The sequence below is a fragment of the Shimia sp. NS0008-38b genome (assembly GCF_040370365.1).
Classification (GTDB): domain Bacteria; phylum Pseudomonadota; class Alphaproteobacteria; order Rhodobacterales; family Rhodobacteraceae; genus Shimia.
Genome location: NZ_BAABWQ010000002.1, coordinates 51,250 through 72,709, shown reverse-complemented (window position 1 = coordinate 72,709; position 21,460 = coordinate 51,250). Strand labels below are relative to the sequence as shown.

15 protein-coding genes are annotated in these 21,460 nt (G+C 53.9%); 12 read left to right on the top strand and 3 right to left on the bottom strand.

Annotation, left to right across the window (positions count from 1 at the left end; translation table 11 throughout):
• Nucleotides 1-33: 33 nt before the first annotated feature.
• A complete protein-coding gene (locus tag ABWV47_RS06380; RefSeq protein WP_353309770.1) occupies nucleotides 34-1,287 on the bottom strand; it encodes a hypothetical protein in 1,254 nt (417 codons plus the stop codon).
• 359 nt (nucleotides 1,288-1,646) lie between these two features.
• Between ABWV47_RS06380 and rplK the strand changes: the two genes are divergently transcribed.
• Together rplK and rplA are read left to right on the top strand one after the other, a co-directional pair.
• Complete coding sequence (gene rplK, locus ABWV47_RS06375; protein ID WP_353309768.1) at nucleotides 1,647-2,072, top strand: 50S ribosomal protein L11; 426 nt, start codon at nucleotides 1,647-1,649, stop codon at nucleotides 2,070-2,072.
• Nucleotides 2,072-2,767 (top strand): 50S ribosomal protein L1, encoded by a 696-nt coding sequence (gene rplA / locus ABWV47_RS06370; protein ID WP_353309765.1) that lies wholly within the window; start codon nucleotides 2,072-2,074, stop codon nucleotides 2,765-2,767. Before rplK ends, rplA begins: the two co-directional genes overlap by 1 nt.
• A 47-nt stretch (nucleotides 2,768-2,814) precedes the next feature.
• Here rplA and ABWV47_RS06365 read toward each other — a convergent pair whose 3' ends face one another.
• Nucleotides 2,815-3,996: an MFS transporter gene (locus ABWV47_RS06365; protein WP_353309762.1), complete on the bottom strand. Its 1,182-nt coding sequence runs from the start codon at nucleotides 3,994-3,996 to the stop codon at nucleotides 2,815-2,817.
• A 70-nt stretch (nucleotides 3,997-4,066) separates the two neighbouring features.
• On the opposite strand from ABWV47_RS06365, the gene ABWV47_RS06360 reads away from it, so the two are divergent.
• From ABWV47_RS06360 to ABWV47_RS06325, 8 genes are all read left to right on the top strand, one after another.
• The gene (locus ABWV47_RS06360; RefSeq protein ID WP_353309760.1) at nucleotides 4,067-4,474 is read left to right on the top strand and encodes a helix-turn-helix domain-containing protein; all 408 of its coding nucleotides are present in this window, start codon (nucleotides 4,067-4,069) and stop codon (nucleotides 4,472-4,474) included.
• 323 nt (nucleotides 4,475-4,797) lie between these two features.
• Nucleotides 4,798-5,316: a 50S ribosomal protein L10 gene (gene rplJ, locus ABWV47_RS06355; protein WP_353309757.1), complete on the top strand. Its 519-nt coding sequence runs from the start codon at nucleotides 4,798-4,800 to the stop codon at nucleotides 5,314-5,316.
• 74 nt (nucleotides 5,317-5,390) lie between these two features.
• Entirely contained in the window at nucleotides 5,391-5,765 is a 375-nt protein-coding gene (gene rplL / locus ABWV47_RS06350; protein WP_353309755.1) for a 50S ribosomal protein L7/L12, read from the top strand.
• Nucleotides 5,766-6,345: 580 nt separating this feature from the next.
• The gene (locus ABWV47_RS06345) at nucleotides 6,346-8,352 is read left to right on the top strand and encodes a hypothetical protein (RefSeq protein ID WP_353309753.1); all 2,007 of its coding nucleotides are present in this window, start codon (nucleotides 6,346-6,348) and stop codon (nucleotides 8,350-8,352) included.
• 3 nt (nucleotides 8,353-8,355) lie between these two features.
• Complete coding sequence (locus ABWV47_RS06340; RefSeq protein WP_353309750.1) at nucleotides 8,356-9,423, top strand: substrate-binding periplasmic protein; 1,068 nt, start codon at nucleotides 8,356-8,358, stop codon at nucleotides 9,421-9,423.
• A 569-nt stretch (nucleotides 9,424-9,992) separates the two neighbouring features.
• A complete protein-coding gene (gene rpoB, locus ABWV47_RS06335) occupies nucleotides 9,993-14,129 on the top strand; it encodes a DNA-directed RNA polymerase subunit beta (RefSeq protein ID WP_353309747.1) in 4,137 nt (1,378 codons plus the stop codon).
• A 52-nt stretch (nucleotides 14,130-14,181) separates the two neighbouring features.
• Nucleotides 14,182-18,429 (top strand): DNA-directed RNA polymerase subunit beta', encoded by a 4,248-nt coding sequence (gene rpoC / locus ABWV47_RS06330; protein ID WP_353309745.1) that lies wholly within the window; start codon nucleotides 14,182-14,184, stop codon nucleotides 18,427-18,429.
• 166 nt (nucleotides 18,430-18,595) lie between these two features.
• The gene (locus ABWV47_RS06325; protein ID WP_353309743.1) at nucleotides 18,596-19,477 is read left to right on the top strand and encodes a DMT family transporter; all 882 of its coding nucleotides are present in this window, start codon (nucleotides 18,596-18,598) and stop codon (nucleotides 19,475-19,477) included.
• On the opposite strand, the gene ABWV47_RS06320 is transcribed toward ABWV47_RS06325, so the two are convergent.
• On the bottom strand, nucleotides 19,453-20,253 hold the full coding sequence (locus ABWV47_RS06320; protein ID WP_353312034.1) for a putative rhamnosyl transferase: 801 nt from the start codon (nucleotides 20,251-20,253) through the stop codon (nucleotides 19,453-19,455). The two genes, ABWV47_RS06325 and ABWV47_RS06320, sit on opposite strands and share 25 nt — an antisense overlap.
• A 345-nt stretch (nucleotides 20,254-20,598) precedes the next feature.
• Between ABWV47_RS06320 and rpsL the strand changes: the two genes are divergently transcribed.
• Entirely contained in the window at nucleotides 20,599-20,970 is a 372-nt protein-coding gene (gene rpsL / locus ABWV47_RS06315) for a 30S ribosomal protein S12 (protein ID WP_054000841.1), read from the top strand.
• Between the two features lie 15 nt (nucleotides 20,971-20,985).
• The gene (gene rpsG, locus ABWV47_RS06310) at nucleotides 20,986-21,456 is read left to right on the top strand and encodes a 30S ribosomal protein S7 (RefSeq protein WP_353309739.1); all 471 of its coding nucleotides are present in this window, start codon (nucleotides 20,986-20,988) and stop codon (nucleotides 21,454-21,456) included.
• The last annotated feature ends 4 nt before the right edge of the window (nucleotides 21,457-21,460 follow it).

Genomic DNA, 21,460 nt, shown 5'->3' with positions numbered 1-21,460 from the left:
CCGCAAGTGCCCATGGCTGGGCACTGTTCAAGACTAATAACTACACTGGAGACATAGTTCGTCGCTGCAGTAGCCGGGCACGCATTGAGGGCCTGGATAGTTATTTGGCGGGTTTGCGATACAGGCATAGTCTGCGGTTAAGGTGTCCCCGGTGCAGTGGCCACTTTCAACGCAACTGGACACGGTGCCTGTGAGGAACTGATACATCAATCCGGTTGTCGATCCCGACAGATCGCACGTGGCGGACAGGGTTTCTGATTGTGAAGTTGTCAAAGCCTCCTGAAACCCCAAAGACTGGCTGAAAGATGCTGCTACCGAGGCAGTCACTTTGACGCCCACGCCCTTAATACCAAAGCCCGCTTCCATCGATTCCGTAACGGTGACGCCCCATTCACTTGTCGTGGACCACTGGCTTGTTTTGCTGGTGCCGTAGGTGATGGACTTCGAGAGGTTGTCACATGCATTGCCAGAACAGCTGCCAACTTGTTTCCATTCTCCTTCCGTGATTACGGACGTCGGTGTGATTTCCTCAAACAGGCAAGATTTGTCTTTATGAATTGGGTCATAGCCGAAGAACGTGTTGGAACAAGGGAATGAGCCGTCGCCTGAGCGATAGAACCGTGTATCCCAACCGTCTTTCGTGCCATACCGGATCAAAAGTGTGGTTGCAGCATTGGGCTGACAGGACTGACCTTCTTTGGCGCATTCTGTAAAGCCTTCGGAGCCTTGCGTGTATTCTGGGCCAACGTCACAAGACTTGTTTTCTTTGATCGGGTCGATGCCGAAGTAGCTGTTGCTGCAAGGCATGGACTGAATGTTGCCGCCTTGAATAATGGCATAAACATAATGCCCTTTTGTCCCGTAGCGCACCCAATGGTCACCAGTAGGCGCATATGTGAAGCTTTCTCCTTCTGTCGCGGCTTTGTTCCAACTTGCCGTCGAGTCGGGAGCGCCCAAAACATTTTCGACAGTGTACTGGCAGCTTTTGTCACTGCCTTGTTTTGGGTCCCCGTTTACGCTGTTTTTGCAGGGAATTTTTTCGACATTCTCGGTGACATAGAAGTAATACGTTCCCTCCGTGCCATAGCGCGTTGTGACCAATGAGGAAGTCCCCGGTTTGCAGTCGGATCCTTCGTTCACGCATTGCACCCAAATTGGCGATGAGCTTGCGTTCATTTGCGGCGATAGAGCGCTGAAGCTCACGGTGTCTTGAGCGTTTGCCGCAATCGTTTGGGTTAACAATAGGGCAAAGCCACACCCCATCCGTGCCAGAAACAAGTGCTTCATGGTTTTCTCCTCCAGTAAATTTAATCTAGTTCAAAAAATTAGGGAATTAATGTTGATCAACACACGCAATGGTAGCATATCTTGCTAGGGTTGAGGTAAATTTTTTAATTTCGCCCGATGGTGATCCGGATTTCAGCTTTCGGAGGCCGCATTGAGATACTTCTCCATGGGTGTTGCCGCGGGCCTATGAATCCCTGACATCACCCCCTTGCCAACCCAGCAAAACAAGCATAAACGCCCCTCTATCGTCTAAGGGCGAGATTCTCTCGTGGGAGATTGTTGGGGTCGCGACCCTGACGTCGGACCACGCAACACACACCGGGCGGAACGCGTTTCGCCTACGTTGAAAGGAAAACCAAATGGCTAAGAAGCTAGCTGGTACAATGAAGCTGCAGGTTCCTGCAGGTCAAGCCAACCCTTCCCCACCCGTCGGTCCGGCGCTGGGTCAGCGCGGCATCAACATCATGGAATTCTGTAAGGCGTTTAACGCCAAGACACAGGAAATGGAGCCAGGTGCGCCTTGCCCAACCGTGATCACCTACTATCAGGACAAGTCCTTCACCATGGACATCAAGACGCCGCCTGCGTCTTACTACCTGAAGAAGGCTGCTAAGCTGAAATCTGGTGCAAACCTGCCGGGTCGTGAGACCGTGGGTTCCGTGACCCCCGCTCAGGTGAAAGAAATCGCCGAAGCGAAAATGAAAGACCTGAACGCAAACGACATCGATGCTGCTATGCAGATCATCCTTGGCTCTGCGCGTTCTATGGGCATCGAGGTGAAGTAATGGCGAATCTTGGTAAGCGTACTGCCGCCGCGCGTGAAGCGTTTGCAGGCAAATCCAACCTGACCGTTGAAGAAGCTGTTGCACTTGTTAAAGGCAACGCCACTGCGAAATTTGACGAGACCGTAGAAATCGCCGTTGTTCTTGGTGTTGATCCACGTCACGCGGACCAAATGGTTCGTGGCGTTGTTGGTCTGCCAAATGGCACCGGCAAATCTGTGCGCGTTGCAGTTTTTGCACGTGGCCCAAAAGCCGAAGAAGCTCAGGCAGCTGGTGCGGACATCGTTGGCGCAGAAGATCTGATGGAAACCGTTCAGGGCGGCACCATCGATTTTGATCGCTGCATCGCGACTCCGGACATGATGCCGGTTGTTGGTCGTCTGGGTAAAGTTCTTGGCCCACGCAACCTGATGCCGAACCCCAAAGTTGGCACAGTGACTATGGATGTGAAAGCAGCCGTAGAAGCCGCCAAAGGTGGCGAAGTTCAGTTTAAAGTCGAAAAAGCGGGTGTCGTTCACGCCGGTGTTGGCAAAGCGTCCTTTGACGAAGCCAAGCTGGTTGAAAACGTGCGTGCCTTTATGGACGCCGTTCAAAAGGCACGTCCATCTGGCGCCAAAGGTGCCTACATTCAGAAGATCGCACTGAGCTCCACTATGGGCCCAGGTGTGACCATTTCTGTGGACAGCGCTGCAGCCTAAAAGGCTGCTTTGACAGATTGTGAAAGGGCGCCTTTGGGCGCCCTTTTTTATTTGGATGGGGTGGTCAGTTTTGGTTTGAACCAAAGAAGAGACAGAAGCGTGCAGGCAAGTGCAATGCCGCAGGCGCACGCAAATAAGCCAGAGAAGCCAGATGACACGATGGTGGCGGTGCTCAATGCGGGCGACACGCTCTGTCCAAGAAAGATGGCGCTGGACAGCAAACCCATGGCAAAACCGCGGTGCTCAGTGGGGGCCAGTGACAAGGCGATGTTGGCTGTGCTTGCCATCAGGAGTGCATAGCCTGCGCCCACCAGCGACGGCCCGGCAAAAACGGGCCACAACCCAGAGAAAAGCATGACGCCGAACCCAACGGCAAACAGTCCAAATCCGACGGCTATGGTTTTTCTCTGGCCGACGTGGCGCATCAGCGTGCCAAAGGACGCCCCACCGATGGCACCGACAATCATCAACCCCGCCATACTGGCGCTGGTTAGGCGCGGATCCGCATACCCACGGTCTTCCAAAGCAAAGGGGATTTGGGTGGGCATCGTGAAAAACAGGATGAGTACCAATATCTGCATCAAACAGAGCAAGAACACGGGCCGTAGCCATGTCGCACGTAGGTTTGGGGCCCCGTGCCTTGGGGCTGTTTGGGCAGGGCGGCGTCCCGCCAGCCAAATGATCGGTAAGAATACAAATGTCAGGGCATAAACGGCAAATGCGTAACGAGGGGTGAAACCTGCGAGGATACCTGCGGCCAGAACAAAAACGAGCCCTGCGAGATTGCGCGCTGTGACTTGCCAACCTAGGAATCTTTGACGCCTGTCCCCAGCGAAATGCACTCCAACCAAAGCGGACTGACTGGTTAGGACAAAGGCGAGACTAAGCCCCAACAACAAGCGGCTTGCCAAGATGAGGTCAAGGCGGTCCAGAAAAAGACCGGCCACCCCAAAGACGCCAAATGTGAGCGTGCCAAACCGCAGCATAGCGCCATGGCCTATGCGATCACACAGCGCCCCGGCAACTGGTGAGAACAGGAGGGCGCTTATGGCTGGGGCGGCGACAAGGTAGCGGGTCATGAAGGCGACATTTGGTGTGTCTGCAAAGCGCGCGGCAAGTCCGGGCAGGGCCGGGCTGATGGTTGCGATGGCCATGACCAAGAGCGTGGCCGCCGCCAAAAGGCCCGCTATCGGAGGTGTGGAGGAGGGCGGAGGTGAATGAGATTTCATCAGAGTTTTCCAGTTGAGTTTAGAAGGCAAGGCTGGCACCGTACCAACTCAAGTCAACTTGAGGTCAAGCATGAAACTTTATGACATTGGAGCGTTGTCCCGCAGTCATGGCGTGGCAGTGTCGACTTTGCGTTACTATGAGGAAGTGGGGTTGATCACGTCTGTCGGGCGCAACGGATTGCGGCGCCAATTCGGACCAGATGCGCCGCTGAGATTGTCGCTGATAGCGTTGGGCAAGCTGGCGGGGTTCTCTTTGACTGAGATATCCGAAATCTTCGGCTCAGACTCTCGGGTGAACATACCGCGCGAAGATCTTCGAGCGCGGGCCGACGATCTGATGATCAAAGCTAAGCGTCTTGAGGCTCTTGCGGATATGGTGCGCCATGTTGCGGAGTGTCCGGCCCCAAGCCATCTTGAGTGCCCTACGTTTCAGAAGTTATTGACCGTTGCACCGCGGTTGCGGGCCGCGGCCGGGTAGTGGCGGTGTGCGCGGTTGCGCGTCAGGGGGCGGGTGGAAGTTTGCTGTGGACATCGCCCCGAATTCTCTCTAAAGACGCGCCTGCCCACCTCTGAAGACTCGCGTATGCGATTCCCAATGCGGTGGCCTGTCCAAGACGGAGGGTTCGGGTTCTGCCTGAATAATTCCTTCCTGAGATGGGGTAAGAGACAAGAATTCTTAAGAAGGCCTTTGGGTCTTCGGCGATCTTGGTTCCTAACCCAATGTATGGACCTAAACGCGCGCCCTTCTTGGGGTGTCGCAAAACTGAGCCGGGGAGCAATCCCCAATTTTGGAGTAAAACTGTGGATAGAGCACAAAAAGAGAAGTTGGTCGACGAGCTCGGCCAGATCTTTGAAAGCTCTGGCGTTGTAGTGGTTGCCCACTACGCGGGTCTCACGGTTGCTGACATGCAAGACCTACGTGCGCGCGCTCGCGACGCAGGTGGTGCTGTGCGTGTCGCCAAGAACAGGCTCGCCAAGATCGCCCTTGATGGCAAACCATGTGAAAGCATCGGTGGCCTTCTGTCGGGTATGACCGTTCTGACCTATTCTGAGGACCCTGTGGCAGCTGCCAAAGTGGCCGAAGACTTCGCCAAAGATCACAAGAAATTTGAGATCCTTGGCGGTGCAATGGGCGAGAACGCTCTGGACCGTGCTGGTGTTACAGCAGTGTCGAAAATGCCTTCGCGCGACGAGCTTATTGCTCAGATCGCAAGCATGCTCGGCGCACCTGCTTCCAACATCGCCGGTGCAATTGGCGCACCTGCTTCGAATATCGCATCCATCCTGTCTACCGTCGAGGAAAAGGCAGAGGCTGCGTAAGCAACTTAATGAGAGCCGCGTAGGCACAATTGCCCAACGTTGGAACACATACCTAAGAACGGAAAGAGTCTAAAATGGCTGATCTGAAAGCACTCGCAGAAAGCATCGTGGGTCTGACCCTGCTGGAAGCACAAGAACTGAAAACCATCCTCAAAGACGAGTATGGCATCGAGCCCGCCGCTGGCGGCGCAGTTGTAATGGCAGCTGGCGGCGACGCCGGTGGCGCAGCTGAAGAAGAAAAGACTGAGTTTGACGTTGTACTGACCAACGCCGGCGCGTCTAAAATCAACGTGATCAAAGAAGTTCGCGGCATCACCGGTCTGGGCCTGAAAGAAGCCAAGACACTGGTTGAAGCTGGCGGCAAGATCAAAGAAGGCGTGTCCAAGGACGAAGCCGAAGAAGTTAAAGGCAAGCTGGAAGCAGCTGGCGCTGAAGTCGAAGTTAAGTAATTCGAACTTCGATCAAAGTATTGCAGGCGTCCCTTCGGGGGCGCCTGTTTTTTGTTTGGGCACCATTTGGCATGATGGGGCTGATTGTGAACAACGACGTGGCAGACCCTAAAGAACCCTAGGGAAGCTTGGCCTGCTTATAGGCGCAGGGTCTCGAGATTTGCGCCGATGTTGCCTGCAAGCTTTGCGTATTTCACCAACGCGTGGTTGCCTGCAAAGGCGTTCACGCCATTGAAATTTCTTGAAAATTACCCTTTCAGCATTGATTTTCCTTACCCGCGACTATTTTTGCTCGGATGCCATTGCACTTGTGGGTCACCCCCGATCACGTGCCTCTCTCTTGAGTTGAGCGCAGTCTTATGTTAACTATCTGCCCAATTCTGAGTTCTTTTGATTGTTTAAGGTTACAAAAAACATGAAATTTTTTGTTTTGTCTTTGGCGGTTGTGATGTCTCTTCAAAGCGGCTTTTTTGGCCCGGATAGAGACGGCAGTGTGATCCAGAACTGCAATCCACAGCTATATCGCTGCTAGGTGGTCTTTTCCTAGTTTTCCAAATTTTTTGAGTGTGTTGGGGGTGCAATGGAGTGCTCTGATTTAGCGTGTTGGCTGGATGTGTTTTTTGAATCTGCACAAGCCATTGGTGGGTTTATTGGGGTTCATGCGTTTTGGATATACTTCCTTGCGGGCGCCACGGTCCTTGTGGTGTTTTCCGCAGACAGGTTGGACCGCTCTCTAACCATTCAGCGAGTAAGTGACAGTCAAACACAGCACACCTTTGAAGAATTTGTGCGTACGTTTCGCCCATCTGAAATCTGCATCACGCGCGCTTTCCGAACGGCTTGGTTGACCTATGCGTTTTTGCTGGTGGGGCTTTATTCAATCGCCAGTTTTGTCATTGCTTTGGTCACCGGAGTTTGGGACCTGGAGGTCTTGTTTGCGGGACTTCAAAGCGAGAGGGTGGCCCCAGTCGACAAAGAAAAAATTGCCGAGACGTTTCTCAAGATTGTTAAAGTAGACGGCCCTGTTGAGGCAACATCCACACCAACAGATCCGATGCGACAACTCGCAGAATGGCCGTTGCTGGTTGCTCTCATGGTGGTTGGTATCTTTCCTTCAGTGCCATGGGTGAAGCGTCTTGAACATGTGATCCGCAATTTCTCCCTCGAATTGGTCGGGATCCCCAAAGACGTTGTGAACTTGTGGAACAAGTTGAGCACCACCCCAATTGTTGATGAAAACGTTGAGGACCCCAGAGAGGCATATCAGGCGGTGTTTGATGCTTTGTCTGAAGGTCGAGGGGAATTGTTGGGGGCTGCGATTCAGCATGCCGAGCATTTTACATCTCATGACAAAGGCATCAGCGATGGGATTCGTAAGGACGAAGAAAACCTGCTTCTTTGTTTTCTGTTTCTTGAATGGATAAATGGCACGCCACCTTGGCCTGGCGAAGAAGTGCGCGCGCTTTACAATCGCGGCGATCTGAGGGGGATCGTCAACAGGATTGAGGATATCAGCAAAGACCTTCAGCATTTTGAAGCGGTGGCTGAGCTTGCTGTTGCTTATCAAAAGAACCAAAACGTTTCTGTCGCGTCGCCTGGGTTCAGTGAAACTGTTGTGGCCTTTGAAACAGCCACTGTTCGGCCTGTTCCGTTGCCAACTGGGTTGAATATCTCTGCGCGCTGGGGAGATCTCAGCAGCCGGGCCGGAGAAACGGCGGATCAGGTTCGCGCCAAGGTCGCGCTCTATGCGGAGCGCGTGGATGTGGTGCCGGAACAAGACATGTTTTTCTGGCTACGCGATTGGATTAGGCGCGCCAAATTTCAAGAGGCAGAGCAGGCCACGGTCGATACGAGAAACCACATGTGGGTGGCTTTGTTTTGCAGCATTCTGTTCGGTGTTCTCGGCGTGCTTGTTCTTGTGGTCAGCAGTTATATGACCTCTTCCGAGGTCGGCTCATTTGGTTTTGTGGTTCGCACGGCTTGGTCCCATGGGGTGCCTTGGACCCTAGAAGCGCTTGCCTGTTTTGGCGCGGCCAGCTTTGCCGTGGCTGCAATGCGAGATGCCCCGTTCCGACGTTTGGACTGGGCGGGTTTCGGGCAATCAGGGTGGGTCTCAAATTACATCAAACTTGCCTTTTTTGCCGGATTTGTTGGTTTGTTTCTGGTGATTTTGGCAAACTGGCTGGGGCAATATCCGGCGCATACCATCCCCGCTTCATACTTCTCGATTGTGTCACTGCCGCAGAATCTTTTTGACATTAAGTTCTGGTTCAATGGTTTTCATCTGGGCACATACGTCGCAACGGGAATGGGCGTGGCCCTTGCTGGTGCGCTTATGGCTGACATTCGGCACGGGTCGCCCAATGCTCACCGTCGCGTCTTGATCGGCATGGGGTTGAGCTTAATCGGGCTCGCAATTCTTAAATTTTCTGAGTTTTTTGTGCCGGTTGTGCCCATCATTTTAGAGACCGAAGACGACATACCGATGTCTGCAGTTTTTGGCGGCCTTCAATTGATCGAACTTGTTTCTTTTCTATTGGTTGCATCGCTTTGGCTGTGGCCGCGTGATCTGAGATCTAGGGGGTGAGAGATGGTGTTTTGGGACAAATCACTTCATTTGATTGGGGGCGTGATGTGCTTTGTGGCGTCATCCTTTCCTGTGGGCGCGCAAGAAAACCCGAAACTGCGCGTCGGCGTGCGCGTGGATGCGGCACCATTTGCTTGGAAGGATGACGCGAACACGTTTAACGGTTTGATCTATGATTTTTGCCGCATTGCTCTTGAGAACGCAGATCTTGAGTATGGCGTTGTTGACGCCACGGTCGCCAATCGTCTTGATAGACTTGTGGCTCAAGGCAGCACACCTCGCACATATGATATTCTTTGCGGGCCGACGAGCATTACTATCAGCAGATCTCAGAAGTATTTTTTGTCCCCGCCGATTTTTGTTTCAGGGGGCTCGTTTATTGCGAGTGGCGGTGCGTTTGGTCGTTTTCATCAAGCTGCGATTGCTCGTCTTGCAGAAAGAGAAGAAGACGGCCTGCCCGTGATCGGCCCTGATGGGAGCGAGATCCAGGGCGCGTCACGAGATGAAAAAATCCGATCCGTACGGCAGGAAAGTATCCCTGAATGCGACCAGATCGATACAGAGACCCAGATTGTGGGCGCTAGGCTTGGGTATGTCCAAGGCACAACGGGACGCAATGTGATTGATCAAGCCTGGCTGGCGGAGGCCCCACCGGTTAAAGTTGCAGCGTTCCAGACGATTTGCGCGGAGGCTCAGCTCAACCATGAGATCGCTGTAGAACGGTTGTGCGACGGGATCATCACCCACCATTTTGGCGATAGAGACATCGTTGAGTACTACCTGATGCAAGGCGTAGGGACGTCGTTTCCCGCGTGTGACGCAAAGGCCAGCAGCGAGTTCTATACTGCAGAACCCTACGCGATTGCGATTTCACCAGAGCTCGACGGAGCAACGGTCCGCCAATTCATTTCAGGAATCCTAGAAGTTATGGGGAGCGGGGTACGTTCGGACACTGGCGATGGCACGATAATTCCGCTCACAGATCATCTGTTTTCGCGCACTTTTAAAGCGCGTGAAATGGGCGCGACGCTGCGCGAGCTGTACACAATCCTGCGGGTGCCAAAGGAATGAGAGCGCTTGGGTGTGTCATGTTGAGCAGTCACACAAGCAATGGCGGGTTGGGCGCGCGGTGCTGCCTGTTCGGGGGTTCTAACTTGGCGAGCAGGTCTTCTTGCGCTGGCCAAGAGATGTGATCTAAGCAAGAGAAATGTTGCTTTGGCCTTCAACACACCCGGCTCACACGGGTTGCCAATTCTCTGTTTGTCAAGCCCCAAGGGGTTGCAAACCGACGCATGATTCAATATTCGGTAATCTCTTGCGGTTTCGAGCGATTCGGGGCCGCTTTTTGTCCTTTGTGGATTTGAGAGTTAGGCGGCGCGTTGTGAGGGTCTGATCACCCCTCGTTCAAATAAGAAAAATAGCAAAAATATCAACCAAAACATAGCTTTGGCCCCGGCTTGGTAAGCCTCTTGTCACGTGTGAACGGCAAACAAGAGGTTTTCCAAGGCAGGGTTTGGAACGGGAGGCTCCCTTTGGGACGGGGGCCGGGAATTGTCCAAATCTTGACCGTCTCGTATGGGCACGGTGCCGGGGACCCGACGGCACTTGCGCTCGGTGAGAAATGAAAGGTGACGATAGTCATGGCTCAAAGCTTTCTTGGCCAGAAACGTTTGCGCAAATATTACGGTAAAATCCGTGAAGTTCTGGAGATGCCGAACCTTATTGAGGTTCAGAAATCCTCCTATGACCTTTTTTTGAAGTCCGGCGATCTTGAGATCCCCACCGATGGTGAGGGTATCAAAGGCGTGTTCCAATCGGTGTTCCCGATCAAAGACTTCAACGAAACCAGCGTGTTGGAATTCGTCAACTACGAGCTGGAAAAGCCGAAGTATGATGTCGAGGAATGTCAGCAACGCGACATGACCTACAGCGCACCGCTGAAAGTCACTTTGCGTCTTATCGTATTTGATATCGACGAAGATACGGGTGCGAAGTCTGTTAAAGACATCAAAGAACAAGACGTCTTCATGGGTGACATGCCTCTGATGACACAGAACGGCACCTTTGTGGTGAACGGTACTGAACGTGTCATCGTGTCTCAGATGCACCGCTCCCCTGGTGTGTTCTTTGACCACGACAAAGGCAAAACACACTCTTCTGGTAAACTGCTGTTCGCCTGCCGCATTATTCCATATCGCGGCAGCTGGTTGGACTTTGAGTTTGACGCCAAAGACATCGTTTTCGCGCGCATTGACCGTCGTCGTAAGCTGCCTGTGACCACCCTGCTGTATGCGCTGGGTCTGGACCAGGAAGGCATCATGGATGCCTATTACGATACAGTGAACTACAAGCTGGATAAGAACAAAGGTTGGGTCACCAAGTTCTTCCCTCAGCGTGTGCGTGGTACACGCCCGTTGCAAGATTTGGTTGATGCCGCAACCGGTGAAGTGATTGCTGAAGCTGGCAAAAAAGTCACGCCACGTGCGGTGAAGAAAATCATCGACGAAGGCAAGATCACTGAACTGCTGGTGCCGTTTGAGGCTGTTGTTGGCAAATTTGTTGCTCAGGACATGATCAACGAAGAAACCGGTGCGATCTATGTTGAGGCCGGTGACGAGCTGACGCTGGAGTATGACAAAGACGGCGATCTGATCGGCGGAACCGTGAAGGATCTGGTAGACGCAGGCTTCACCGACATTCCGGTTCTGGACATCGACAACATCAATGTCGGTCCTTACATGCGCAACACTATGGCGGCAGATAAAAACATGGGTCGCGACACGGCGCTCATGGATATCTATCGTGTGATGCGTCCGGGTGAGCCACCCACCGTTGAAGCAGCCTCAGCGCTGTTTGACACTTTGTTCTTTGACTCTGAGCGCTATGACCTTTCGGCCGTTGGTCGCGTGAAGATGAACATGCGTCTGGCTTTGGATGCGCCTGATACTCTGCGCACCCTGCGCAAAGAAGACATCGTGGCGTGCATCAAAGCCCTGGTTGAGCTGCGCGACGGCAAAGGTGACATCGATGACATCGACCACCTCGGCAACCGTCGTGTGCGGTCCGTGGGCGAACTGATGGAGAACCAGTACCGCGTTGGTCTGCTGCGCATGGAGCGCGCGATCAAAGAGCGTATGAGCTCTGTTGAGATCGACACCGTTATGCCGCAGGACCTGATCAACGCCAAGCCTGCTGCTGCGGCTGTGCGTGAATTCTTCGGCTCTTCGCAGCTGTCGCAGTTCATGGACCAGACCAACCCGTTGTCGGAAGTGACGCACAAACGTCGTCTTTCAGCACTTGGGCCAGGCGGTTTGACACGAGAACGTGCCGGCTTTGAAGTGCGCGACGTACACACCACGCACTACGGTCGTATGTGTCCGATTGAAACGCCGGAAGGGCCAAACATTGGTCTGATCAACTCGTTGGCCACTTTTGCCCGCGTGAACAAATACGGCTTTATCGAAACACCATATCGCAAGGTTGAGAACGGCGTGGTCACCGACGAGGTGAACTACATGTCCGCAACCGAGGAACAGCGTCACACTGTGGCGCAGGCCAACGCGTCGATCGATGAAAACGGCAAGTTCGTGAATGAGTTCGTGAACACACGTCAATCCGGCGACTATACGCTGGCGTCACGTGAGAACGTGGACCTGATCGACGTCAGCCCAAAACAGCTGGTATCGGTTGCGGCTTCGCTTATTCCGTTCCTTGAAAATGACGATGCGAACCGGGCCTTGATGGGGTCGAACATGCAACGTCAGGCGGTTCCATTGCTGCGCGCAGAAGCGCCGCTGGTGGGCACTGGTATCGAGGAAAAAGTGGCGATCGACTCTGGCGCGGCCATTCAGGCCAAACGTGCCGGCATCATCGACCAAGTGGATGCACAGCGTATCGTGATCCGCGCCACCTCCGATCTGGAGCTGGGCGACGCGGGTGTGGACATCTACCGTCTGCGCAAATTCCAGCGCTCCAACCAAAACACCTGTATCAACCAGCGCCCGCTGGTGAAGGTGGGTGATACGGTTCAAAAGGGCGAAGTTGTTGCGGATGGTCCATCCACCGACATCGGTGAATTGGCTCTGGGTAAAAACGTGGTTGTCGCGTTTATGCCTTGGAACGGCTACAACTACGAAGACTCCATTCTGATCTCTGAGCGCATCGCGCGTGACGACGTGTTTACTTCGGTTCACATCGAAGAATTCGAAGTTGCCGCCCGTGACACCAAACTTGGTCCAGAAGAAATCACCCGCGACATTCCAAACGTCGGTGAAGAAGCGCTGCGCAACCTTGATGAGGCTGGCATCGTGTACATCGGTGCGGACGTGGAGCCGGGCGACATTCTCGTTGGCAAAATCACACCAAAGGGTGAAAGCCCAATGACGCCAGAAGAAAAGCTTCTGCGCGCCATCTTTGGTGAGAAAGCGTCTGACGTGCGTGACACCTCGCTGCGCGTGAAGCCGGGTGACTTTGGTACGGTTGTAGAAGTGCGCGTCTTTAACCGCCACGGTGTGGAAAAAGATGAACGTGCGCTGCAGATCGAGCGTGAAGAGATCGAACGTCTGGCACGTGACCGTGACGACGAACTCGCGATCCTTGATCGTAACATCTACGCGCGTCTCAAAGGCATGGTGCTTGGCAAAGTCGCTGTAAAAGGCCCGAAAGGCGTAAGGTCCAACTCTGAGATCACTGACGAGTTGCTGGCAAGCATGAGCCGTGGCCAATGGTGGCAGCTGGCGCTTGAAGAAGAAGCTGACGCACAGGTTGTCGAGGCTCTGAACGAGCAGTACGAGATCCAGAAACGTGCGCTTGAGCACCGCTTTGAAGACAAAGTTGAGAAAGTCCGTCGTGGCGACGATCTGCCACCAGGTGTGATGAAGATGGTCAAAGTCTTTATCGCTGTGAAGCGTAAGCTTCAGCCGGGTGATAAGATGGCTGGCCGTCACGGGAACAAAGGTGTGATTTCCAAGGTTGTGCCTATGGAAGACATGCCGTTCCTTGCCGATGGTACGCCAGTTGACTTCTGTCTGAACCCGCTGGGTGTGCCTTCGCGTATGAACGTTGGTCAGATCCTTGAAACCCACATGGGTTGGGCCGCGCGCGGTCTGGGTGTGAATGTCGATGAAGCGCTGCAGGAATATCGTCGCTCTGGCGATCTGACACCTGTGCGGGAAGCGATGCACTTGGCTTATGGCGATGATGTCTACGAAGAAGGCATCTCCGGCATGGACGAAGGTCAGCTTCTCGAAGCGGCAGGCAACGTGACCAACGGTGTGCCAATCGCAACACCAGTGTTTGATGGCGCCAAAGAAGGCGACGTGAACAATGCACTGGTACGCGCTGGCTTCTCTGAATCCGGTCAGTCGGTTCTGTTTGATGGTCGCACAGGTGAGCAATTTGCCCGCTCTGTGACCGTTGGCATCAAGTATCTGCTGAAACTGCACCACCTTGTGGATGACAAAATCCACGCGCGTTCCACTGGTCCGTACTCCCTCGTCACACAGCAGCCGCTGGGTGGTAAGGCACAGTTCGGTGGTCAGCGCTTTGGTGAGATGGAAGTCTGGGCTCTGGAAGCTTACGGCGCCGCCTACACGCTTCAGGAAATGCTGACCGTGAAGTCGGATGACGTGGCAGGCCGAACCAAGGTCTATGAAAGCATCGTCAAGGGCGAGGACAACTTCGAAGCGGGCGTCCCAGAATCGTTTAACGTTCTGGTGAAAGAAGTCCGTGGTCTCGGCCTGAATATGGAACTCCTGGATACGGAGGGCGAGGAGTGAGTGCGCAAGCGCTCATTCCCTTCCACTCTCCCCTAGAATTTGAGGTATCAAAATGAACCAGGAACTGACGAACAACCCGTTTAACCCGCTTGCGCCGCAAAAGACCTTTGATGAAATCAAGGTGTCTCTCGCGTCTCCTGAGCGGATCCTGTCGTGGTCCTACGGCGAGATCAAAAAGCCAGAAACCATCAACTACCGTACGTTCAAACCAGAGCGTGATGGTCTGTTCTGTGCGCGTATCTTTGGCCCAATCAAAGACTACGAATGTCTCTGCGGCAAATATAAGCGCATGAAATATCGCGGCGTTGTCTGCGAAAAATGTGGTGTTGAAGTTACCCTTCAGAAAGTGCGCCGTGAGCGCATGGGCCACATTGAGCTGGCGGCACCTGTTGCACACATCTGGTTCCTGAAATCGCTGCCAAGCCGCATCGGCCTGATGCTGGACATGACGCTGCGTGATCTGGAACGTGTGCTGTACTTTGAAAACTACGTTGTCATCGAGCCCGGTCTGACCGACCTGCAATACGGCCAAATGATGACCGAAGAAGAGTACATGGATGCGCAGGACGCATACGGTATGGATGCGTTCACGGCCAACATTGGTGCGGAAGCCATCCGTGAAATGCTGTCCATGATTGATCTGGATGCTGAAGCTGACCAGCTGCGTGCCGATCTGGCCGAAGCCACCGGTGAGCTTAAGCCTAAGAAGATCATCAAGCGTTTGAAGGTTGTGGAAAGCTTCATCGAATCCGGCAACCGTCCGGAATGGATGATCCTGACCGTGATCCCTGTGATCCCACCTGAGTTGCGCCCGCTGGTGCCGCTGGATGGTGGCCGTTTTGCGACGTCTGATCTCAACGATCTGTATCGCCGTGTGATCAACCGGAACAACCGTCTGAAGCGTCTGATCGAGCTGCGTGCGCCTGATATCATCGTGCGTAACGAAAAGCGGATGCTGCAGGAATCTGTGGATGCGCTGTTTGACAACGGCCGTCGCGGCCGCGTGATCACCGGCGCCAACAAGCGTCCGCTGAAATCGCTGTCTGACATGCTGAAAGGTAAGCAGGGTCGTTTCCGTCAAAACCTTTTGGGTAAGCGCGTCGACTTCTCTGGCCGTTCGGTGATTGTGACAGGCCCGGAACTGAAACTGCATCAATGTGGTCTTCCTAAGAAGATGGCGCTGGAGCTGTTTAAGCCGTTCATTTACTCGCGTCTTGAAGCCAAAGGTCTGTCCTCCACTGTGAAACAGGCCAAGAAGCTGGTGGAAAAAGAGCGTCCCGAAGTGTGGGATATCTTGGACGAAGTGATCCGCGAACACCCTGTCATGCTGAACCGTGCGCCAACGCTGCACCGTCTTGGCATTCAGGCGTTTGAGCCAGTTCTGATCGAAGGTAAAGCGATCCAGCTGCATCCGCTTGTCTGTTCTGCGTTTAACGCTGACTTTGACGGTGACCAGATGGCTGTTCACGTTCCTCTGAGCCTTGAAGCTCAGCTGGAAGCGCGCGTTCTGATGATGTCCACGAACAACGTGCTGTCGCCTGCAAATGGCGCGCCGATCATTGTTCCGTCACAGGATATGATCTTGGGCCTGTACTACACCACCATCATGCGTGAAGGCATGAAGGGTGAAGGCATGGTGTTCTCCTCAATTGAAGAAGTTCAATACGCACTTGATAGCGGCACTGTGCATCTGCACGCCAAAATCACCGCACGTATTCCTCAGATCGACAGCAACGGCTTGGAAATTGTTGAGCGGGTAGAGACCACTCCGGGACGCGTGCGTCTTGGTGCGCTGCTGCCGCAAAACAACAAAGCGCCGTTTGAGCTGGTGAACAAGCTGCTGCGTAAAAAAGACGTGCAGAACGTGATCGACACCGTCTATCGCTACTGTGGTCAGAAAGAGTCCGTGATCTTCTGCGACCAGATCATGACCATGGGCTTCCGCGAAGCGTTCAAGGCGGGCATCTCGTTTGGTAAAGACGATATGGTGATCCCCGACAACAAGTGGACCATCGTTGACGAGACACGCAACCAGGTGAAAGACTTTGAACAACAGTATATGGACGGCCTGATCACTCAGGGTGAGAAGTACAACAAAGTTGTGGATGCTTGGTCGAAGTGTAACGACAAAGTCACCGACGCGATGATGGGCACCATCTCTTCTGCGCAAACAGATGAAGATGGCTCTGAAGCGGAACCCAACTCCGTCTATATGATGGCGCACTCCGGTGCGCGTGGTTCGGTCACGCAGATGAAACAGCTGGGTGGTATGCGCGGCCTGATGGCCAAGCCAAATGGCGACATCATCGAGACACCAATCATCTCGAACTTTAAAGAAGGTCTGACCGTTCTGGAGTACTTCAACTCCACCCACGGTGCCCGTAAGGGTCTGTCAGATACGGCTTTGAAAACTGCGAACTCCGGCTATCTGACGCGTCGTCTGGTGGACGTTGCACAGGATTGCATCGTGCGTGCGCACGATTGTGGTACGGATGCAGCGATCACCGCAGAAGCGGCTGTGAACGATGGTGAAGTGGTGGCGTCTCTGGCTGAGCGTGTGCTGGGCCGTGTTGCGGCTGAGGACATCATGAAGCCAGGCACCGATGAGGTGCTGATTGCGCATGGTCAGTTGATTGATGAGCGCATGGCTGACTCGATCGACGAAGCTGGTGTGGCGACTGCACGTATCCGCAGCCCGCTGACTTGTGAAGCCGAAGAAGGTGTTTGCGCCATGTGTTATGGCCGTGACCTTGCACGCGGTACCATGGTGAACACCGGCGAAGCTGTTGGTATCATCGCGGCACAGTCAATTGGCGAACCGGGCACACAGCTGACGATGCGGACATTCCACATCGGCGGGGTTGCGCAGGGTGGCCAACAGTCGTTCTTGGAAGCTAGCCAGGAAGGCAAAATTGTCATCGAGAATGCCAGCATCCTTGAGAACGCCCATGGCGATTTCCTGGTGATGGGCCGCAACATGAAGCTGATCATCCAAGGTGAAGACGGCGAAGAGCGTGCAAGCCACAAAGTTGGCTATGGCTCCAAACTGTTTGTCAAAGATGGTCAGAAAATCGGCCTCGGTGACAAGTTGTTTGAATGGGATCCTTACACGCTTCCGATCCTTGCGGAGAAGAACGGTAAGGCCAAGTTTGTCGATCTTATTTCGGGCATCGCTGTGCGCGATGAGACCGATGATGCAACCGGCATGACACAGAAAATCGTGACCGATTGGCGCTCTGCGCCAAAAGGCAACGAGCTGAAACCAGAAGTGATCCTTGTGGACGCTGATGGGGAGCCTGTGCGCAACGATGCTGGCAACCCGGTACACTACCCGATGTCTGTGGACGCCATTCTGTCGATTGAAGATCAACAGGACGTTCAGGCTGGTGACGTTATTGCGCGTATCCCGCGTGAAGGCGCCAAAACCAAGGACATCACCGGTGGTCTGCCGCGTGTGGCGGAACTGTTTGAGGCTCGTCGTCCAAAGGATCACGCAATTATCGCCGAAATCGATGGTTACGTGCGCTTTGGTCGCGACTACAAAAACAAGCGTCGCATCGCGATCGAGCCGTCTGATGAGACCATGGAAACCGTGGAATACATGGTGCCCAAGGGCAAACACATCCCTGTGCAAGAAGGCGACTTCGTGCAGAAGGGCGACTACATCATGGACGGTAACCCGGCACCGCACGACATCCTGTCCATCATGGGTGTGGAAGCGCTGGCGGATTATATGATCGACGAGGTGCAGGACGTGTATCGCCTGCAGGGTGTGAAGATCAACGACAAGCACATCGAAGTGATTGTGCGTCAGATGCTTCAGAAGTGGGAGATCCAGGACTCTGGTGAAACCACACTGCTCAAAGGCGAACACGTCGAGAAGATCGAGTTTGATACAGCCAACGAAAAGGCGCTGTCTGAAGGACGCCGCCCTGCCAAAGGTGAACCAATCCTCTTGGGGATCACCAAAGCGTCGTTGCAAACCCGTTCGTTTATCTCTGCGGCATCGTTCCAAGAAACCACCCGTGTTCTTACTGAGGCCTCTGTCCAAGGTAAGAAAGACAAACTGGTTGGTCTGAAGGAAAACGTCATTGTTGGTCGTCTGATCCCTGCCGGTACAGGTGGAGCGACACAGAAAGTGCGTCGTATTGCGTCTGAACGTGACAATGTCGTGGTTGAAGCGCGTCGTGAAGAAGCGGAGGCCGCCGCGCGTTTGGCTGCCCCAACTCAGGACGTGAGCGCCGACGATGTGTTTGATAGTGGTTTGGTGGAAACACCTGAAAGCCGCGACTTCGACTAAGACGCTGTTTTAAAATTAGAGTTAAGAAGGGCCCCCGGCGTTGCGCCGGGGGCCCTTTTTGTTTGCGGCGTGGATTTTATCGGCTTCCAAAACATGGGGCTTGGCAAGCCTCTGTAGGGTGCATAGGGTCATCCAGTTTTGGAAGAGAGGGCAACAGATGGCGGTGATGAGTGACAACACCAAGGGGGCGCTCTTGATGATATGCTCCATGGCGGCGTTCACGTTCAACGACACATTGGTCAAGCTGTTGGGCAAAGAGGTTCCTCTGTTCCAAATGCTGTTTCTGCGCGGTGTCTTGGCCTCAGTTCTGATTTGGGCTTTGGCACGGGCTTTGGGGAAAATCCGCTGGCGTTTGTCGCGCAAAGATTGGGGATTGGTGGCGTTGCGCAGCGGTGCGGAGACTGGCGCTGCATATTACTTTATCACCGCATTATACCACATGCCGATCGCCAACGTGACCGCCGTTTTGCAGATACTGCCACTGACCGTGACGCTTGGTGGTGCCTTGTTTTTCGGAGAAAAAGTCGGTTGGCGTCGCGCCTCAGCCATTGCGGCGGGGTTCTGCGGTATGTTGCTGATTGTGCGACCCGGCCCGGAAGGCTTTGACCAATATGCGATCTATGCCTTGATTGCTGTGGGGTTTGTCACTCTACGCGATCTCTCCACCCGAAAAATGTCTCCTAATGTGCCCTCGTTGACTGTGACCTTAGTGGCATCTCTGAGTGTGATGGTGTTTGCCGGTGTTGCAAGCCTTGGTCATCAGTGGGTTGTCATGGATTTGAACCAGTGGATGCTTTTGGCCGGAGCGGCCGTGTTTATTCTGGGCGGGTATTCGTTCTCGGTCTTGGTCATGCGTGTGGGCGAAGTGAGCTTTGTCGCGCCATTTCGATACAGCGGTCTGTTGTGGGCGTTGTTGCTGGGGTTTGTGGTGTTTGGGGATTGGCCGGACACGCTCACATTGTTGGGCGGCGCCATTGTTGTGAGTGCTGGCGTGTTTACGCTGGCGCGCGGGCGCAAACTGTCTCAGGAAAAGGTCGATCGCACCTGATCAGCGTCGATGGCGAAACGGGCGGAAAATTCCGCTTCTTGCTGTTTGGTAAGCGGCACCACGGGCACAGGCTTGACCTTCTTTTGGCGGCTGTCGTTGTACCCATTGTGCGTGCGCACCCACATCGGGGTGTCGGTGAAGCTGATCGTGGGCATGAATTGATTCATGATCCCATGGCGGAAGTTCATAATCGTGAGCGGACAGCCTCCGCGAACATACATGCCCAAAGAGGCAACATACAGGTTGCGTACCGTGTCCGTGGCGGCAATGCCGTCGCCTGTCATCTCCGCAATGTGGCCTCGGTTCCAATCAAAAGCGACGGTTTTGTTGGTTTCTAACAAGCCAGACACGGCATTGGTGGCCGCACGCAATTGTTCGAAGAAATCGACCGATATGGCATCGTCATCATCGTGGCGAAATTGCAAACATGGCGCTTTAGGATCTTTGCGTGCACCATTGATCAGCTCTTTCATCAAGGGTCGATGTGGTTTGGGTGGATGGGCGACAATGCGGATTTGCGGAATGTTCGCGGTGATGTCGTGCAAACGGTCCACATGGTGTTTGGGAAGCGTGTCTCCAATCACAAGGATCATCTCAAAATTCTGATCGGTTTGGGCCTTAAGGCAAGGTAGAGCGACAGTTTCCATCAATTGAAAGCGCTCTTCCAACCGGGTCTCCTGATACAGAAAGTCAATGCGGTCCTCTATGGTTTCATGTTCCACTTGAAACCCACCCAAAGCCGGGTAAGAAAACCGACACAGGCCAATCACCTGCATGTCGTTGCTGTTGATCATTTCTTGCCTCTCTAGTCTTGTCGGCACATTGGCAGTGCTGCAGGGCGGACGCAACAGGCCGCAGCTGTTGACAAGCCCCGCGACTCCCAATATACGCGCGCCATCCGGCAATGGGCGATCTCCGTTCTGAGCCGTTTCACACCTGTAGTGGTCAAGTTCCGGTCTACTTTGAAGACCGCAACCTCTGAGACCCCACCGCGTCGTTTGCCTCGGAATGGAAACGATTGCGGTTTTTGCGCTTGTGTTCGCACATGTCGTGAAACGAACAGTTAACCGCGTGAGGCTCCGGCTTTGCGTTAAATGGAAGCAAACGGGAAAGAGACCCTTATGCCAACGATTCAGCAGCTGATCCGCAAGCCGCGTCAGCCTAAAATCAAGCGCTCTAAGTCACAGCACTTGGAGCAGTGCCCGCAAAAGCGTGGCGTTTGTACTCGCGTGTACACAACCACACCTAAGAAACCAAACTCCGCTATGCGTAAAGTTGCGAAGGTTCGCCTGACCAACGGCTACGAAGTGATTTCTTACATCCCAGGTGAAAGCCACAACCTTCAGGAGCACTCTGTGGTTCTGATCCGTGGCGGTCGTGTAAAAGACCTTCCGGGTGTCCGTTACCACATCCTGCGCGGTGTGTTGGATACCCAAGGTGTTAAAGATCGTAAGCAACGTCGTTCCAAGTACGGCGCGAAGCGTCCCAAGTAAGAAGGAGAGGCTGAGATGTCACGTCGTCACGCCGCTGAAAAACGCGAGATTCTGCCTGACGCCAAATTTGGCGACAAGGTATTGAGCAAATTCATGAACAACCTGATGATCGACGGTAAAAAGTCGGTTGCAGAGAAAATCGTTTACAACGCGCTGGATCGTGTTGAAACAAAGATCAAACGCGCGCCTGTGGAAGTGTTCCACGAAGCTCTGGACAACATCAAACCATCGGTTGAGGTTCGTTCTCGCCGTGTGGGTGGTGCCACCTACCAGGTGCCAGTTGAAGTGCGCCCTGAGCGCCGTGAAGCATTGGCCATTCGTTGGCTGATCACGGCTTCTCGTGGCCGCAACGAAAACACCATGGAAGAGCGCCTTGCAGGTGAACTTCTGGATGCCGTGAACTCACGCGGTACCGCCGTTAAGAAGCGGGAAGACACTCACAAGATGGCCGAGGCTAACAAAGCCTTCAGCCATTATCGCTGGTAATTCT

Bases quoted from the DNA above. Each gene is read 5' to 3' on its own strand.
- ABWV47_RS06380 (WP_353309770.1), bottom strand. From the start codon at position 1,287: ATGAAGCACTTGTTTCTGGCACGGATGGGGTGTGGCTTTGCCCTATTG.
- ABWV47_RS06365 (WP_353309762.1), bottom strand. From the start codon at position 3,996: ATGAAATCTCATTCACCTCCGCCCTCCTCCACACCTCCGATAGCGGGC.
- ABWV47_RS06360 (WP_353309760.1), top strand. From the start codon at position 4,067: ATGAAACTTTATGACATTGGAGCGTTGTCCCGCAGTCATGGCGTGGCA.
- rpoB (WP_353309747.1), top strand. From the start codon at position 9,993: ATGGCTCAAAGCTTTCTTGGCCAGAAACGTTTGCGCAAATATTACGGT.
- ABWV47_RS06340 (WP_353309750.1), top strand. From the start codon at position 8,356: ATGGTGTTTTGGGACAAATCACTTCATTTGATTGGGGGCGTGATGTGC.
- rpsG (WP_353309739.1), top strand. From the start codon at position 20,986: ATGTCACGTCGTCACGCCGCTGAAAAACGCGAGATTCTGCCTGACGCC.
- rplA (WP_353309765.1), top strand. From the start codon at position 2,072: ATGGCGAATCTTGGTAAGCGTACTGCCGCCGCGCGTGAAGCGTTTGCA.
- ABWV47_RS06325 (WP_353309743.1), top strand. From the start codon at position 18,596: ATGAGTGACAACACCAAGGGGGCGCTCTTGATGATATGCTCCATGGCG.
- rpsL (WP_054000841.1), top strand. From the start codon at position 20,599: ATGCCAACGATTCAGCAGCTGATCCGCAAGCCGCGTCAGCCTAAAATC.
- rpoC (WP_353309745.1), top strand. From the start codon at position 14,182: ATGAACCAGGAACTGACGAACAACCCGTTTAACCCGCTTGCGCCGCAA.
- rplK (WP_353309768.1), top strand. From the start codon at position 1,647: ATGGCTAAGAAGCTAGCTGGTACAATGAAGCTGCAGGTTCCTGCAGGT.
- ABWV47_RS06345 (WP_353309753.1), top strand. From the start codon at position 6,346: ATGGAGTGCTCTGATTTAGCGTGTTGGCTGGATGTGTTTTTTGAATCT.
- ABWV47_RS06320 (WP_353312034.1), bottom strand. From the start codon at position 20,253: ATGCAGGTGATTGGCCTGTGTCGGTTTTCTTACCCGGCTTTGGGTGGG.
- rplL (WP_353309755.1), top strand. From the start codon at position 5,391: ATGGCTGATCTGAAAGCACTCGCAGAAAGCATCGTGGGTCTGACCCTG.